Annotated in this window: 9 protein-coding genes; 1 reads left to right on the forward strand and 8 read right to left on the reverse strand. The window is 54.6% G+C overall.

The window, feature by feature from the left end:
- Window positions 1-521 precede the first annotated feature (521 nt).
- From ACFSKT_RS27990 to ACFSKT_RS28025, 8 genes are all read right to left on the reverse strand, one after another.
- Window positions 522-4,652: an S-layer homology domain-containing protein gene (locus tag ACFSKT_RS27990; protein WP_377719044.1), complete on the reverse strand. Its 4,131-nt coding sequence runs from the start codon at window positions 4,650-4,652 to the stop codon at window positions 522-524.
- Between the two features lie 302 nt (window positions 4,653-4,954).
- Window positions 4,955-6,088 carry a glycosyltransferase family 4 protein gene (locus ACFSKT_RS27995; protein ID WP_377719045.1) on the reverse strand — a complete coding sequence of 378 codons (1,134 nt, stop codon included), beginning with the start codon at window positions 6,086-6,088 and terminating at the stop codon, window positions 4,955-4,957.
- Window positions 6,089-6,302: 214 nt separating this feature from the next.
- Window positions 6,303-7,109 carry a WecB/TagA/CpsF family glycosyltransferase gene (locus ACFSKT_RS28000; RefSeq protein WP_377719046.1) on the reverse strand — a complete coding sequence of 269 codons (807 nt, stop codon included), beginning with the start codon at window positions 7,107-7,109 and terminating at the stop codon, window positions 6,303-6,305.
- Window positions 7,110-7,124: 15 nt separating this feature from the next.
- Window positions 7,125-8,288, reverse strand: coding sequence for a polysaccharide pyruvyl transferase CsaB (csaB, locus tag ACFSKT_RS28005; RefSeq protein ID WP_377719047.1), 1,164 nt, complete (start codon window positions 8,286-8,288; stop codon window positions 7,125-7,127).
- Entirely contained in the window at window positions 8,243-10,345 is a 2,103-nt protein-coding gene (locus tag ACFSKT_RS28010) for a DUF5693 family protein (protein ID WP_377719048.1), read from the reverse strand. The genes csaB and ACFSKT_RS28010 overlap by 46 nt, the downstream gene beginning before the upstream one ends.
- A 12-nt stretch (window positions 10,346-10,357) precedes the next feature.
- Window positions 10,358-12,070, reverse strand: a complete 1,713-nt coding sequence (locus ACFSKT_RS28015; RefSeq protein ID WP_377719049.1) for a phospho-sugar mutase — start codon at window positions 12,068-12,070, stop codon at window positions 10,358-10,360.
- Between the two features lie 108 nt (window positions 12,071-12,178).
- On the reverse strand, window positions 12,179-12,616 hold the full coding sequence (fabZ, locus tag ACFSKT_RS28020; protein ID WP_148929609.1) for a 3-hydroxyacyl-ACP dehydratase FabZ: 438 nt from the start codon (window positions 12,614-12,616) through the stop codon (window positions 12,179-12,181).
- A 161-nt stretch (window positions 12,617-12,777) separates the two neighbouring features.
- The gene (locus ACFSKT_RS28025; RefSeq protein WP_377719050.1) at window positions 12,778-13,344 is read right to left on the reverse strand and encodes a CDP-alcohol phosphatidyltransferase family protein; all 567 of its coding nucleotides are present in this window, start codon (window positions 13,342-13,344) and stop codon (window positions 12,778-12,780) included.
- Window positions 13,345-13,577: 233 nt separating this feature from the next.
- Between ACFSKT_RS28025 and ACFSKT_RS28030 the strand changes: the two genes are divergently transcribed.
- A complete protein-coding gene (locus tag ACFSKT_RS28030; protein ID WP_377719051.1) occupies window positions 13,578-15,761 on the forward strand; it encodes an Ig-like domain-containing protein in 2,184 nt (727 codons plus the stop codon).
- The last annotated feature ends 53 nt before the right edge of the window (window positions 15,762-15,814 follow it).

Consider the following 15,814-nt stretch of genomic DNA (forward strand, 5'->3'; position numbering starts at 1 on the left):
TCTTGCCATCAGCCACCATAGGAGCTAAAGCGAAATACTCCCAAAAAGAATGTCTACGAACATGCGCCGAACGAGTGTCGAAAGCCGTCGCAGAAACTAGTAAACAAATGAATAATGTAAAACTACTTGGGAACTAGCACACTTTAACATTATACAATGGCGAAATACCTAGGTAAAGAGATTCTATAGAAAAATCTCTCATTCTCGCCGCTGTATTCCTGTCGTTTTGTGATGTTCACGTATATAGACGCAGTAGTCAGGTAAAAGTTGCGGGTGTTGCAAACTTTTTTATTTTTTATTTTTTTATACCCTGATCTTGATTGTTTTTCCCCGAACTCCCCCTTAAGACGCTTCGGTTCGCAACCAAGCTATCTGATTAATATGGGCTCACATAGGTTGTATAACCTTGCGCTTTGAACCTTAAACAAATCCTAATCGATATAGACAAATTTCGATAGAATGCGCAAAAGCGGCCTGCTCCTCGGGGAGCAAGCCGCTTATTGTTGTTCATGCGAAAACGATTAGTTCATTTTCGGAAGCTTTTTCAAGTCAGCCATGACTTTGCCGACGATAATGGCGGCATCGGAGCGAAGCAGATACGACTGCGATTCGAATACGTAGCCCTTCGACAAGTCGGATGCATCTACAGGCGAACCTTTGATGTAGCCCTTCTTGGCGATTGCCACGACCGACGATCTGGAGTAGTAGCTGATGTTCGCATAGTCTTTGAACGCCTTCTGAAGCGCCTTGTCGATCTTATCCGAGTCGGTATCCAGCTTGAGGTCAAGGGCGCGCGCCAGGATGACGGCCGCTTCTCCGCGTGTCAAGCTGTTGTTCGGCTCGAATGTTCTTGGCTGCGTACCGCGAATGATGCCTTCGCGAGCCGCCGTTTCGATATAGCGATAATCCCACAGCGCGTCGACGTTCGTAATCGGCGCTACGTCATCAAAGTGCAGATTGCCTTTGTAGTTCAGTGGAATATCGAGCATGCGAATGATCATTCTTGCAAATTCGCCGCGCGTGGCGTACATGTCGGCGCCAAAGTCGTCATAGTTGGACGAATTCATCAAGCCTTTGGAGTAAATGGCCTCCATGTAGTTACGCGCATAAGGATGGTTGGATACGTCGCTGTACGAGTAGGACAGCTTACCCACCACATAATAACCGAATTGCTCGAACGGAACGGTGATCGTATTTTTGCTCGTGTCGACCACGCCGCCCATGTTCACCCAGAACTTGTTTCTCACATCGTAGTGGTACACCGTTACTATCGTGCCTACGCTGTCTCGAATGTTCGGATCAAAGGAAAGCGTCAATTTGCCGACCTTCGACGTCACCAGCTCGCGGTCATCCGGACGTAAATCGTAGGTTGGGATATCCGAGCTTGGGAACTGATAAGGATCCACGCCCGTCATTACCGGATCATAAGAAGCCGTGGAAAGGTTATCCGCCAGTCCACCGTCAATCCAGTAAACCGGGCTCGCCTTGCCGAAACGCGTCGGGAACGAAACGTTGAAACGCGTGCCGTAGTTCTCGATCAATTGACTGAAGTTCGCCGGCCATACGTCATACTCTCTGCGATTCAACACGCCGTCTGTCGGGTTGGCGATGCCGAACAGCAGCTTATGGCCCGTATAGATTTGGTTTTTCAGTTTGTTCGTCGAATCGTAGTCCGTGCGGATCAGCGACGTCCCTTTAGCGAACGTTAAGGACAAGGTGCCGTCGAAGACTTTGTGCGAGCTCTTCATGTCCTCCATAAACTCCGCACCCGGGATGTTCGTCGGCTGATATGTCACTTGGAACGTGTCCGATACGGTATCGTTCGCGTTCGTGATCGTGAAGCTGATCTTGTTCACGCCCGTCTTCAAGCCCGTAATCGTGGCACGGAAAGCGTTCGGCTTATCGATATCGCCGTCGTTATCGGTATCGTAGCCGGTTTTCTTGGCGTTAATCTTGTTGATGACGACGGAATCGGCACCATTCGCGTTAATAATAACTTCGAGATAGTTCTTATTGATGATCCCTTCTTGCGGGAGCATCGGACGTTCGATGCTGTACGGAAGCGCCGTCGGGTCGATCTCAACCCGGTACGAGGCCTTCGGACCGTATTCGCCATCATTATATACGTTAAACAAATATACGCTTGCGCTGCCGTCCGCGTTCAGTTCCTTGCCCTTCAGCACGAAGGAGAAGCTTTGCGTCTCCGTATTATAACGGACGATCAGATCCGGGTCGTAGCCCGCTAGTGGCACGCCAGAAGGATCTAGCGGATTCAGAACGCCGAGTTTCAGCGTCCCTTTGTATACGTGCAGCGGGTATCTCAGATTCCATCGGATATCCATTTTCGACGATGTCGATGTGATTTTAAAGAGATATTTCTCCGGTTGCGATATCGCCGCCAAGGCATCCTGCACATCACTAAACAAATTCTCGTTCTTTTCGCCGAGATCGATAAAGTCGAACGTGCCGTAAAGGTTCACGTAGGACTGTTTCGTCGTGTAAATGCCATTGGCCAGTTTGAAGTTGGTATCGTTGTATACCGGCATTACATCCACCGTATCCGTTGCAGTATGGGTGAATGGGAATACGCCTGCATCATCCACCGGAATCTTCGGCAGGTTGTTCGGTATAATGTTGACTTTGATTGTCTTCTCGTAGTAGCTCTTCGTTCCTTGGAAGACGATACGAATCGAGTTCTCGCCGTTGATAAGCGCCCCGAAAGCAATCTCGTCTAGTCTTTTCGTCACACCACCGCTTGTAAGCATCGTAACTGCCGGATCCATGACAAATTGACGCTCATCAGTACCCTTCATCTTTAACGGAATTTGAACGTTATTGATGTAAAAGAAAACAGTTTGCGGCTTTTTCGGATTAGTCGATGTATCGACCGTGTAACGGATTTCGCTCGTGTCATTGATGTTCGAAAATTCGCCTTCGAAATTGCTAAACGCACGATTGATAATATCATTGATGCGCGTCGTTTGCGAAGCTACCGTGTTATCGTTAATGATCATCGCATCATAGATGCTCTTATAGCTAACATAAGGACCATAGAGCATGCTGAATGTTGTCGATGTGGATAACGTCGTGCCGCCGCTGGAATAATTGACTTTCAGCGTCTGCGTTCCTTCGAACGGCATTTTGGCAAATACATATACCAATCGGCGATAAATAACGCCGTCTTTTGTTACCGTCTTATCGGAGTCCGCGAGAGTCAGCAGCGTATAGTCCGTGTTCACCACAAGCGCTTGATTCTTGCCAAATAAGTTCGATATGGTCGCTGGCGTGACGTTCGTCGTGCCGTCAACATAATTCCCCACCAAGACCTCGACTGCCAAAGGCAAACCGTAAACCTTGCTTCCCTCGAGCGCAAGCGGCGTGATATTCGCTAAAGATACGCCTGTTTTAAAGCCCGGCAGGTAATTGACTTCTTTGATAAACGCATCCGTGCCGCTTACCAATTTGAACCGATACGTATTGCTCGACTCTAACTGGCTCGTCATCGGGTTGTTTCCCGTAAATTGCACGTTAAATTGTTCATTCGCGTGAAGACGGGTTGTTTGCGCATTATCGATTACCGGAACAGTCATCATAAAATCAAATACAAAGTATGAATCCGTCTTGGTTGCTGTCTGAACGGTAGTTGTCGTTGCTGTTGTGACCACATTCAGAGGCGTAACCGAGCTCTTCAGCACGCCCGCGATCAGTGAAGAGACAGTCGTCGTGTTAGTGATATCCGGGTTTGCCCTACCCGTCACGGAATCATACTTATTCGGAATGATTGCTTTACCGGTGATCGTATAGGTGCTGGTGGTTGTATCGACTGTTATCGTCGGCGTGTCGGCCAAATCGACCGTCTGTGCCGTTACCCCACTTTTAATTTCGTTCAAGCTGATATCGCTAAATGTTACGCTGCCATTGTAAAACGTAATATTGCGCGTCGAGCTAATGATCTGTGTGCCGTTGTTCACTTTGAAGGTGACCGTATTCTTGCCCTTCTGAAGCGTAATCGGCGATGCGGCAAACGTATTGCCGTTGGCTGTATTGACCGTGAAGGACTTCGTGTTGCCGTTCACGCTGACCGAGATGGTTGAAGCGTTCGGCGCATTGCCCGTGATGCTGATATCTGCCGTCGTTCTGCCATTGGTGGCAGTCGAGTACACGATCGTCGAGCTCGCTTCCGTAAGCGGGAAACTGGAGCCGGACAGCGTGGCCGTCAGATTGTACAGAATCGGAGAGTTGCGGTATTCGATATAGATCGAGTTGGAGACTTGTCCGCCGCTCTTCGTGCCTTGGAACGTAATCTTGTTCAACCCCGGAAACAGTTGAACATTATAAAGTTTAATGGAGGAACCTTCGACGTATACGTTACTCGTCAGACCCTCTCTTTTGTTCGGGGGCTCCGTTGCTTCCGTTGGATCTACAATTTGATAGACAGAGTAAGAAATGGAGCTGGCATCGACATTGCTGATCGTACCCGAGAGCGTAATCCGTTCATCCGTAACGGTCCGCGGCGAGCTGCTCGTTGCGCTCTCGCCCGGGAAGGTGAAGTTGGTCGTTGCCGCCGTCGCGACGTCATTCACGCTGCCTGGAGGCAGCAGTTGAATCACGAGACTGAAGAGCATCAGCCATAAACCTAGTTTCTTAAACACGGTGAACCTCCTTATAGTCCATGACATTGTTTACGTCGTTGTACTAGATTTATCGGACGTACCAGGCGGAAAGTTTACACTTGCGGCAAAATGGAACCTTTTACGCAAGACGAAACTTGTGGAGATAGAAGTTTCGTTCCGGATAAGCGGATTGGTTTGCGTTTACAATCGCAAGATTGGGAATGCAGCATTCCGCGATAAGACATAGAGGCTGAAGTATAAACGTGAAAATAATACTTTCCTCTATGTCAAAAAAAGCCTCGGTTCCACGAAGGAACCAAGGCTTCCATATCCAGGATATGCTATTTCGAGCGCTGTCCTTCCGCGCGCATCCGAACGCGCTGCAGGAAGTTGAGTACCGGACGACGTGTTTTGTCGACGATGCCGATCAGCTCTGCGCCAATCTGGAGCACGAAGACCAGCACCAAGATGACGACGAACGTGACCCAATTCGCGGCCGCCGACTGTACGATCGTCGATTGGACAATCGCGCAAGCGCCGAAGAAAGCTGCGATGCCGTAAATGATCAGCACCGTGCGGCGGTGGCTGAAGCCTAGCTCGCGCAGGCAGTGGTGCAAGTGGCCTTTGTCCGGCGCGAAAATCGGACGCTTGTTGATCCAGCGGCGCACGATCGCGAAGAACGTATCCGACAGCGGCACGCCAATAATGAGGAGCGGTGTGACGAACGAGACGATCGTGACCTGCTTGAAGCCGATCATCGACAAGGTCGCCAGGCTGAAGCCCAAGAACAACGAGCCGGTATCGCCCATGAAAATCTTCGCCGGGTGGAAGTTATACGCCAGGAAGCCGATTACCCCGCCGAGCAGAATCGTGCTGAGCAGAATAACGGGCGCAAAGCCCATAATGCCTGCCATGACGGCGATCGTACCGATCGCGATAGCCGATACGCCGGCCGCCAAGCCGTCCAGACCGTCGATCAAGTTGATCGCGTTCGTGACGCCGACGATCCACAGGATAGTCAGCGGGATGCTGATCCATGCCGCGACTGGCTGCATCGCTTCGCCGAACGGGATGTTCAGCAGGTCGATCTTAATGTCAAAACCGATCACGACGACGGATGCCGCGATAATCTGACCAAGCAGCTTCACTTTCGCCGATAGTTCGAACCGGTCGTCCAGGGCGCCGATCAGCACGATGATCGTGCCGCCGACAAGCAGACCGTTAATCAAATTCGTGTCGTAACTGCGCAGCAAGCCTTCCGGCAGGAAAGGCTTGATGGCGAAATATCCGCCAACGAATGCCGCATATATGCCAAGACCGCCCATACGGGGCATAATTCTCGTGTGTACTTTGCGATGGTTCGGCTTGTCGATCGCGCCGATCGCATAAGCCAATTTAATGACTAACGGAGTCACCGCCAATGCTAAACATAATGCGATAATAAATCCGATTCCGTAAAGAAAGCCCTCAGCCATCTTCATCTCCCTCTCATGTTCGTAAATCGAAGCCGCTGGCGTCCGCTTGCTATGTACGTGGACAGGCCGTGCCCGATTCACACCTGCGACAGTAAATAACGGGATGACGAATAGGGTTCATTCGCCTAAGACTATCGCCGGAATGAATTATACTCCGTTTGAAAAAGAAACTCCATACTCTTTTTCAAGCAATTTTCACCGTTTTCGCTAGTTTTCACAGCGCATTGCGATATTTTGTCACGTTTTCTTTGTCGCGCATCACTTTGAGCGCGAATTTGGGCAATACGAGCATGCGCACCACGCGCGAAGGCTGCTTGAGCAGCCGGTAGAACCACTCCAACCGAAGGCGCTGGAACAGCTTCGGCGCGCGCTTCACCACGCCCGCGATGACGTCGAAACTGCCGCCGACGCCCATCATGACGGGAACGCCGAGCTCGGCTTTATGCGCGGCAATCCATGGTTCCTGGGTATTCACCGAACGCGCCACGAACAGCAGATCGGCTTGCGACTGGCGTATAGCCGAAATCACTTCGCCGTCTTGTTCGGCGCCGAAAAATCCATTCCGATATCCTGCGACGATCAGACCCGGGTACTGTTCCGCGATTCGTCTTGCGCACGTCTCGATGACTTCCTGGGTGCTGCCGAGCAAATATACGCGCCAACCGCGCTGCTGGCCGATGCGGAACAACTCATGCATCAGATCGTAACCCGCCACGCGCTCCGCAACCGGCTGGCCGACTCGCGAAGCCGCCCACACGACGCCGGTGCCATCCGGCACGACCAATTCGGCGCTTCGCAGCGCTTGGTCGAACACGGGGCTCTCCAGCGCGGCCATGACCATAATCGGATTCCCCGTCACGACGTGCGTCGGGATCTGTTGTTCGATGCGCGCCGTCAAATGGTTGACCGTATCCCTCATATTAAGCTTGGAGAATGGAATACCGTAAATGGAGACGGTGGGCACGGCTGCTGCCGCAGCGCCCGCCCCACGCTCCGTCCGCAGCGTTATTGACTGACTCATGTCCGCTTGTCACCTCTATTTGTTATGACGAAGAAGGCTGGCGATTTGTTTCGCCGGTCTTCTTGCCTCCTGCTTGAGTTGCTCGATGGCCGCCTTATGCGTAGATAACCATTCTTCGCGACGGTCAAGGAGACGGCCTACCTCGGCCACGAACATGTCCGGGTTCAATTGCTCCGTCGTTCCGATTGCCGTTAAACCGACCCGCTTCAGGAATTGATCGATCTTTGGATCGTAGGACAATCCCAGCATCGGTACGGATTGATTGGCCGCGTAGATTAACGCGTGAAGCCGCATGCCGAACAGAACGTCGCATTCGCTAACCGCCTTCAGCATATGCTGGGGGTCGTCTCCGGGCGATGCGATTTCCGCAGAACTGCCAGGCCCTAGTTCACCAAGCTGCTCCATCACCAGGCGAGACGATTCCACGTCAGACGGCGTGTGGAAGGGAAGGAACCGCAGCCGTACCGCGCGGCTTCTGGCAAGCGCCCTGAGCGCCTCGGCGGCGCGGGTGAGATCGGCGCCGTCCTTGCGCCAGTGCCGCAGCGAAACGCCGATGACCGGCGCCGCCGATTCGTCGGAGACGGAGGAATTGCTCCCCGCCGCCATCCCCTCTGGCAACGGAAGTCCCATGACCGGATCGGGCACGATGTCAATGCGCTCGGCCGACACGCCGATCCGTCCCAGAAGCGCGGCCGATTCAGCGTCACGCACCGAGACATAAGCGCTGCGGCGCATGACGCCGCGAATGAGCGGGTCCATCCATCTCCGGTTGACCGGTCCGATGCCCTGCGCGTAAATAAACGTCGGTTTGCGGAGCAGCTGGGCGAGCTTCAGTACGCCGGTATAATAAGGAATCGTGAGCGCGCCCGTTGCGTCCTGCAGCAAGCTTCCACCGCCGCTAATCAAGCCGTCGCTGCTGCGGATAGCGCGAATGACTTCCGCAAGCCGCATCCGATGCACCGCTTCAACGCCGTACATCTGCGTCGTCCATGCGGGATCGATCGACAGCACGACCGGCTCGATGCGCACTCCCTGCTGCCTGGCTTCCTCCTCCAGCGCGAACAGAATCGACTTCAATACAGCCTCGTCCCCGCTGTTGCGGAAACCATAGTAACCGGAGATGACGACGCGCTTCACTTCTGGTTGATTTTGAGCATCGGGACGTAGCGAAGCACCCATTTTCTCCAAACCCCTTCCAACACCTGCCAGACGCCAATGCCGACAAGGCCGATGATTGCGCCCAATACGAGACCGAGCACCACGCGGATTAGCGAGATATAAAGCGGCGTGTGAATATGCGCGAACGTATCGACCATCGACAATTGGCCGATCGAACCTATGATAAAGAATACCCATGCGGCCCGGTAACGAAGCGCAAGGAAAAGCCCGAGCAAAAATAACGGATGGGACAGCATAAACTCCTTGAACCGCGGACGAACCCCGAAGGTCGTCTCCAGCACATTGCGGGTAAAGAGCTCCAGCGCGGAAGCTTGTCCGGCATTGCCCGTGCGCGATAAGTAGTACATGCCGACGATGCCGAGAACGCCGGCCACGACGACCCAAAGCACCGTGATTTGCGCGTTCAGAATCCGTCTGATGTTGCCGCCGAACGATCCGCTCGTGAACAAGAACACGTACAGCGCGGACAAGCCGATCGGCGCCAAATGAAGCAGGCTGACACCGCGGAACTGTTCAAGCACGAGCGAATACGTAATGTTGTTGAGCAAGCCGAATACGTATGGCACGCCGATCAGCGAGATGACGGAAGTCATCGCGAAGATGGATAGCGCCATCGCAAGCCTTCTCCCGGCCGAGAGTCCCGGGAATACCCAGCTCAGGCCGGCGAAGCCGCTCTTGACGGTTCCGGTGCCGCCAACGGGACGAAGCGAGCCGGTCGTGTGCGCTTTGACACGGCTGATCGCCCAGATGATCGCGAGCGTCGGGGCGCTGATCGCCGCGCCAAGCGCTAGCCCTTGCTCCAAGGTCGGCTTGGACAGCACGTACAATCCCGCGCTGCCGATCAGCCCGATCAGGAATACCGGAATGACCACGCCCGGAATAAAGGCGCTGACAAGCAGCGTGATCAGCGCTACCGCGCCCAACGCGACCAACGCCTTCAGCGGCTTATGCCACGATGGCGATTCGTAATCGAACGGCTGGGCAGGACCCGCTTCATAACCCAAATCGCTAAGCTTGCGAATCGCGCCTTGCTCGCCCTGAAGCGAATCGTAAATATTCGGCAGCGAGTTGACGACCGCGGACTTGGCCGCGCTGCGCGTCGGCGCCGTGTTCAAATAAAACATCCGGATATTCCGGTCCTTCACCGCAAGCCGGAACCGGTCCGCGATTGCTTCCGGCTCCATGGTCGCCGCATCGGAATCCGATAGCGAATACAATCGTGCTATATTATATTGCGTCAAATACGCAAGCGAATTCATCCCTTTTTGCGCTTTCGAATTCTCGATGGCCGCAATACCAATTTTGTACTTCGTCAGGATATGGGCAAAGCCCGAAAGGCTTTTCTTCTCCGCGTTGTCTTTATACCCTTTGACGGCATCGCCCTCGAACAGGATGCGGGTGACGCCCAGCTTCGACAGCTCGGCCATCTGCGCGTCCACCATATTCTGATCGTATGGAATACGGTCGGAGAGGCGCGGAACAATCGAGAACCCTGCCGCATGGATTGCTTGCAGCGCGATCGGATCGGGATTCATCGGCTTGAGCATGGCATTCTCGACCGGCGTCTCCAAAATCAATCCCGTGCGTCCTCCGAAGGACCAAGGCTTCACAGCGATTTCCCAATTCGCGAACGTCTGCTCGATCATCGGGGAGAGCGCCGCTTCTTCCTCTTCCCCCGCGAACAGAAGATAGGTGTAATTCTCGTCCGGGGCGACCGGCTGATCCTGCAGCTCGGCGGCCGCGGCGGAATTGTACACGGACAAATAATCCGCCCACACTAGTTCTTCCAACGACGACTCGAAAATGGCCATCGACGTAATGCCGGCATCCTTCATTTTGAGGAGCTCGTCGGCAATATATTGCCGCGGATGCGCCGTATACGACGCCGTCTGCACGAGATCCCGGTAGTCGAACACGAAATCCACGTTCTTCGACGATGAATCTTCCATTTGCCAGCGCGTGGCGCCCAGCGGCAGTGCCGCCAGAACGCCGACGAGCGTCAGCACCCACATGAATGCGCGCGCTTTACGATTCCATTGCTGCCAAGATTGTTGCACGCCTTCCACTCCTTAAGCCTTGTTGTCTACCCGCGTCATGACGGACTCGATCAGACGGCCGATCGCGGCCGCCGCTTCTTCCCGGGTACCGCCGTTGACGGCGAAGTATACTTTGATTTTAGGTTCCGTGCCGGATGGACGCAGGCAGAACCACGAGCCGTCCGCCAGCATGAATTTCAATACGTTCTCCGGCGGCAATCCGTCCAGACCCGGCGCATAGTCGAGCACTTTGGTAACGGCGACGCCCGCGACCTCGGCCGGCGGGTTCGAACGCCAATCGTTCATGATGCCTTGAATTTGCTGAACGCCGTCCACGCCTTTGAGCGTACGGGACTCCAGATGCTCCAAGTACGTACCGAACTGCTCGTACAGCTCCAGCAGCACGTCGTACAGCGTCTTGCCTTGGCTCTTGTAGTAAGCAGCCGCTTCCGCGATGAGCATGGCGCCGATGACCGCATCCTTGTCGCGCGCATAAGTGCCCGCCAGGTACCCGTAGCTCTCCTCGTAACCGAAAAGGAAGGTGCGATCGCCGCTTTGCTCGTATTGATTCATTTTCTCGCCGATGTACTTGAAGCCGGTCAGCGTGTTGACCACGTCCGCGCCGAAATGACGGGCGATGTCGGCGCCCATCTCGCTCGTCACGATCGTCTTCACGACGACGCCGTTGCTAGGCAGCTGGCCGCGTTCCTTCAGCGTGGAAAGGAGGTAGTAGACCATAATCGCGCCGGACTGATTGCCGGAGAGCACGACGTATTCGCCTTCGTTGTTGCGCACGACCGCCCCGACGCGGTCCGCATCCGGATCCGTGCCGATAATGATGTCGGCGCCGACTTCGCCCGCCAGCTTGATCGCCAGCGTGAACGCTTCGCGCTCCTCCGGATTCGGAGACTTGACCGTGCTGAAATTGCCGTCCGGCTGCTCTTGCTCCGGCACGATATGAACGTTCGAGAAGCCTGCTGCCTCGAGCACGCCGCGCACCGGCAGATTGCCCGAACCGTGCAGCGCCGTAAAGACGACGGAAACCGCTGCTCCGAGCCCGCTCTTCAGCAGGTCCCGATTCAAGCTTTGGGATACGACCGTGTCGATATACTTCTGGTCTTCTTCCTCGCCAAGCCAGCGAAGGAGCCCTTTCGCTTCCGCTTCCTCGCGGGAAATGCGGCGTACTTGTTCGAAGCCCGTCACCTGCTGAATCGCGCTGATCGCTTGCTCCGCATCGGCCGGTACGAGCTGGCCGCCATTTTGGTCGTAGACCTTGTACCCGTTGTATTCCGGCGGGTTATGGCTGGCCGTAATAACGATGCCTCCCGTAGCGCCGACCGAACGAACCGCGAACGACAGCTGCGGCGTCGGGCGAAGCGATGGGAACAAATAAGCCGTAATGCCGTTCGCCGCCAAGACGAGCGCCGAATCGAGCGCGAACTCCGGCGAGTTGTTGCGGGAATCGTGCGCGATGACGACGGACGGCTTCTCCGCGCGCTGCAGCAGCCAGTTGGCCAGCCCTTGCGTTGCTTTGCCTACGGTATATGGATTCATTCGGTTCGTACCGGCGCCCATGACGCCGCGCAATCCCCCCGTACCGAATTCAAGATCACGGTAGAATCGGTCTTCGATTTCTTTCGCGTTGCCCGAGATGGAGGCAAGCTCCTCCTTCGTCGCCGCATCAATCGTCGCGTCGTTCAACCATGCTTCGTAACGTTCAACCGCTGTTTGTGTCATTGTCTCCATTTCCTGCCTCTCCAATTGTTCTTTGTCTATTCGTATCTATAGGTGTCATTCATGTATGTACAATTTTTTGGACGACTTCGATCGCCGAATGGTTTCGGCGCTCGCTGCCTAAGCCTTCTTCGGATCTTGCAGCGCGAACATGATCTCGCCCTCTGCCACGACTTTGTCTCCCACCTTGGCGGTGGCTTGTCCTTTGCCGATCGGCCCTTTCAGACGGGTGATTTCAACTTCGAGAATGAGCGTATCGCCCGGTGTCACTTGCCCGCGGAAACGGAAGTTGTCGATGCCGGCGAAGAAGCCAATCTTGCCCTTGTTCGCTTCGACCATCAGAATCGCGACCGTCCCGACCTGCGCCAGCGCCTCGACGATCAGCACGCCCGGCATGACGGCGTATTCCGGAAAATGTCCGGTGAAGAACGGCTCATTCATGGTGACGTTCTTCAGACCGACGGCTCGCTTGCCTTCTTCGACCTCCAAGATCCGGTCCACAAGCAGGAACGGCGGGCGATGCGGGATGATTTGTTGGATTTGTTGAATATCGAGCATAGTGAAAAGTGCTCCTTTCGCGCCTGTTGGCGTAATATTTTGTTTCGCTTTGTGCCACAATAGGCATATCCTTCGTGAAACTGCAGTCATGGGGGTTTAAGATAAGGAGTCCGACCGTCTTGGCCCGAAGCGCCGGGACGGCCGGACTTCTTTGTGTGCGTTTATTTGGGCTGGTCGGCCGTCATGCCCACATCCGGCTTCCCCGCCCGTCCGGCGAGCCGCTCCCGTTGGTTAAGCCGCGCGAACAATATAATGTAGATAAACGACGTGACGAACGAAAACCCGATCACGCCCCACAGGTAGGCTTGGGCAAAGGGGAGCTCGAAAAATATAAACGCGATGGCCGCATAATACAAAACGGTCGTTAATTTCCCCATCCAATTGGCCGGCACCGTCTTCATGCCGCGGAAATGAAAGAACGCCGATCCGGCAATCATCCCGATGTCCCGAATGAAGAACGCCGCGCAAGCCGCCCAATGGAGATGGCCGGTGGCGAGAAGCGAGACGATGACCGCGATCATCATTAGCTTGTCGGCGAGCGGATCGAGCATTGCCCCGACGGCCGTCACTTGAGCGTGTCGCCTGGCGAGGTATCCGTCGAGGATATCCGTCAATCCGGCCAATACCACCACCGCGAAAGCCCATTTCATATGACCGGATGCGTAGACTACGATGTAAACCGGAATGAGCGCGAACCGCAGCGTGGTCAGCATGTTTGGCACATTCACACCGTCATGCCCCCTTACCTTTTTCTGGCGGTTCAAGTTCCTCCATCATTATACCTCTCCGTCATGAAAAATAAAACCATGCGAAAATCCCGTAAAACCGCGGCTTTCAGCCCCTTTTTCTCCGAATCTCCCATTCTATTTTCATCCAAAACGTTCGAATACCTTCATTTTCACGAAGCGCCTGCCGTTAATAGAAGAAGGCAACGAAATAAAACAAAGCAGGTGAGAACAAGTTGAGGAAAACAGATAAGCAAAGCAAGATCGGCTTTAACTCCCGTTCCGCGGTGTCGGCCATGCTTGCGTTTGTGATGATGCTAACCTTAATGAGCGGCATGACGTTCGCCGCGGACGAGACGGTATCAGGCCTTCAGTTCGAGGATTCCTACCCGACGACGATGTATATGAGCAACGGAACGATGACACTGAACGTGCTGGCAACCGTTTCATCCTCCACGACGAAAAAAGACGTCACCTCGAGCGCGACTTGGACCTCCTCCAATCCGGCGGTCATTAAAGTCAGCGGCGGCACGCTAACCGCGCTCGCGACGGGCACGGCCAAAATCAGCGCGCAGTACAGCGGCTTTAAAGTCTCGATCGACATGACGAGTGAATATATGTACGATAGCGTCACGATCAAGCAAGACGGCTCTGCAGCAGGCGATAGCCTGAACATGAAAATTGGCGACGATCTCGAATTCACGCTAACGGCTACCAAAGGCGGCACGTCGACAGATCATGTCGCCGACGCGACATGGACAAGCTCCGATGCATCGGTCGCCTCCGTGGACGACGAGGGTGCCGTCACGCTAATCGCGGCGGGTACCACGACGATCACCGCTTCTTATAAGGGACGTAAAGATACCGTGAAGCTGACGGTCGCCTCCCCTTATAAGGAAATGAAAATCGACGGCCTAGCCATTCGAGAATTCAAAGTCGGCGAAACAGCTGCTCAACTGGTTGCAAATGCGACCACAACGTCGGGCGTTAGCGAAAAGGTAACGGACGTCGCGACGTGGACGACCAGCAGCGCAGGCGTAGTCACGGTCGAGGACGGCAAAATTACGCCGGTCGCGCCGGGCAAAGCAACGGTAACGGCAACGCATTTGGGCGTAAGCGCGTCGGTGACGGTTGTCGTACGTCCGGCCTATGAAGCCATGCGCATCACGCCATCGGACACGCAGCATATTTTGATCCACAGCCAAGACAGCATTGAGCTGACGGTGACGATTCCCGAGAACGACGAGTGGGAAGACGTGACGGACATGGCGACTTGGGTATCCAGCGACATCTATACGGCAACTGTAGATAAGGGCATCGTAACCCCGAAAGAAATCGGCAGCGCGACGATTACGGCCACGTACAAAGGGCTGGTTAAGTCCGTGCTGGTGCATGTGTATCCGACGATCGACACGATGGAAGCCGCGAAAGAAACGGTCGACGCGTTCGTCGACGAAGCCGTGAAGCTGCCTAAGATTACGGCAACCTCGCTGGCGGGCCAAACGTTCGACGCGGACGATCTCGTCACGTGGACGACAAGCGGCACGACGGACATCGTCGAGTCGGAGGACGGCGTATGGATCGGCAAAAAAGTCGGCGAAGCGAAGATGATCGCCACTATCGGCGAGAAGTCGGTCGAGGTGACGGTGAAAGTGAGCGAGAAGCCGCTTGTGCTGACCTCGGAGAACACGAACCTGTCGCTTGTCATCGGCAAAGAAGCCGATCTGCCGACGATCAAGGTCATCAACGAAAGCGGTACAGAAGAGGATGTCACCAGCAAGGTTACGTGGAAAGCTTCCTCGGCGAACCTGCTGCTCAACGAGCCGAAAATGAAAGGCCTCGTGAAATCCAACGTAACGCTGACGGCTTCTTATCTCGGCAAATCGATCACGTTCAAAGTGACGATCGAAGAGGAGATCACCAAGCTGTACATTAGTGCATCGAATGTTACGCTGACGATCGGCAGGACGAAGGCCTTTAAAGTCACGGGCGTGTACAAGAGCGGGCAAACCGTGACGCTCAGCACGAAAATGAACTGGTCGCTCAATTCCGAGACGATCGCAAAGGTCAATTCCAATACCGTAAAAGGCTTGGCGGAAGGAACGGTCACGCTGACCGGCACGTACCAGTCGAAGACGATTACGGCGACGATTACGGTGAAGCCGAAGCTGCTTAAGCTGATCGTCTCCGAGAAATCGTTCACGATGGCCCCGGGCTCGGCCAAAACGTTCAAGGTGACTGCCCAATATGATAACGGCAAATCCGTCGACGTAACGCAAAGCGCGGTTTGGACCTCGTCTAAAGCGGCAACGGCCTCCGTAAACGACGGCACGGTCGTGGGGCTGGCGAAAGGCGCGACGACGATCAAAGCCGCTTACGAGGGCAAAACCGCGACGATTCGCGTGACGATTAAGCCTTAAGAACAAACAAAAGCCGTCCCGGCCAGCGAACAGCTGACCGGGACGGTTTTTTT

It is taken from the genome of Paenibacillus xanthanilyticus (genome assembly GCF_042682185.1).
Taxonomy (GTDB): Bacteria; Bacillota; Bacilli; order Paenibacillales; family Paenibacillaceae; genus Paenibacillus_Z; species Paenibacillus_Z xanthanilyticus.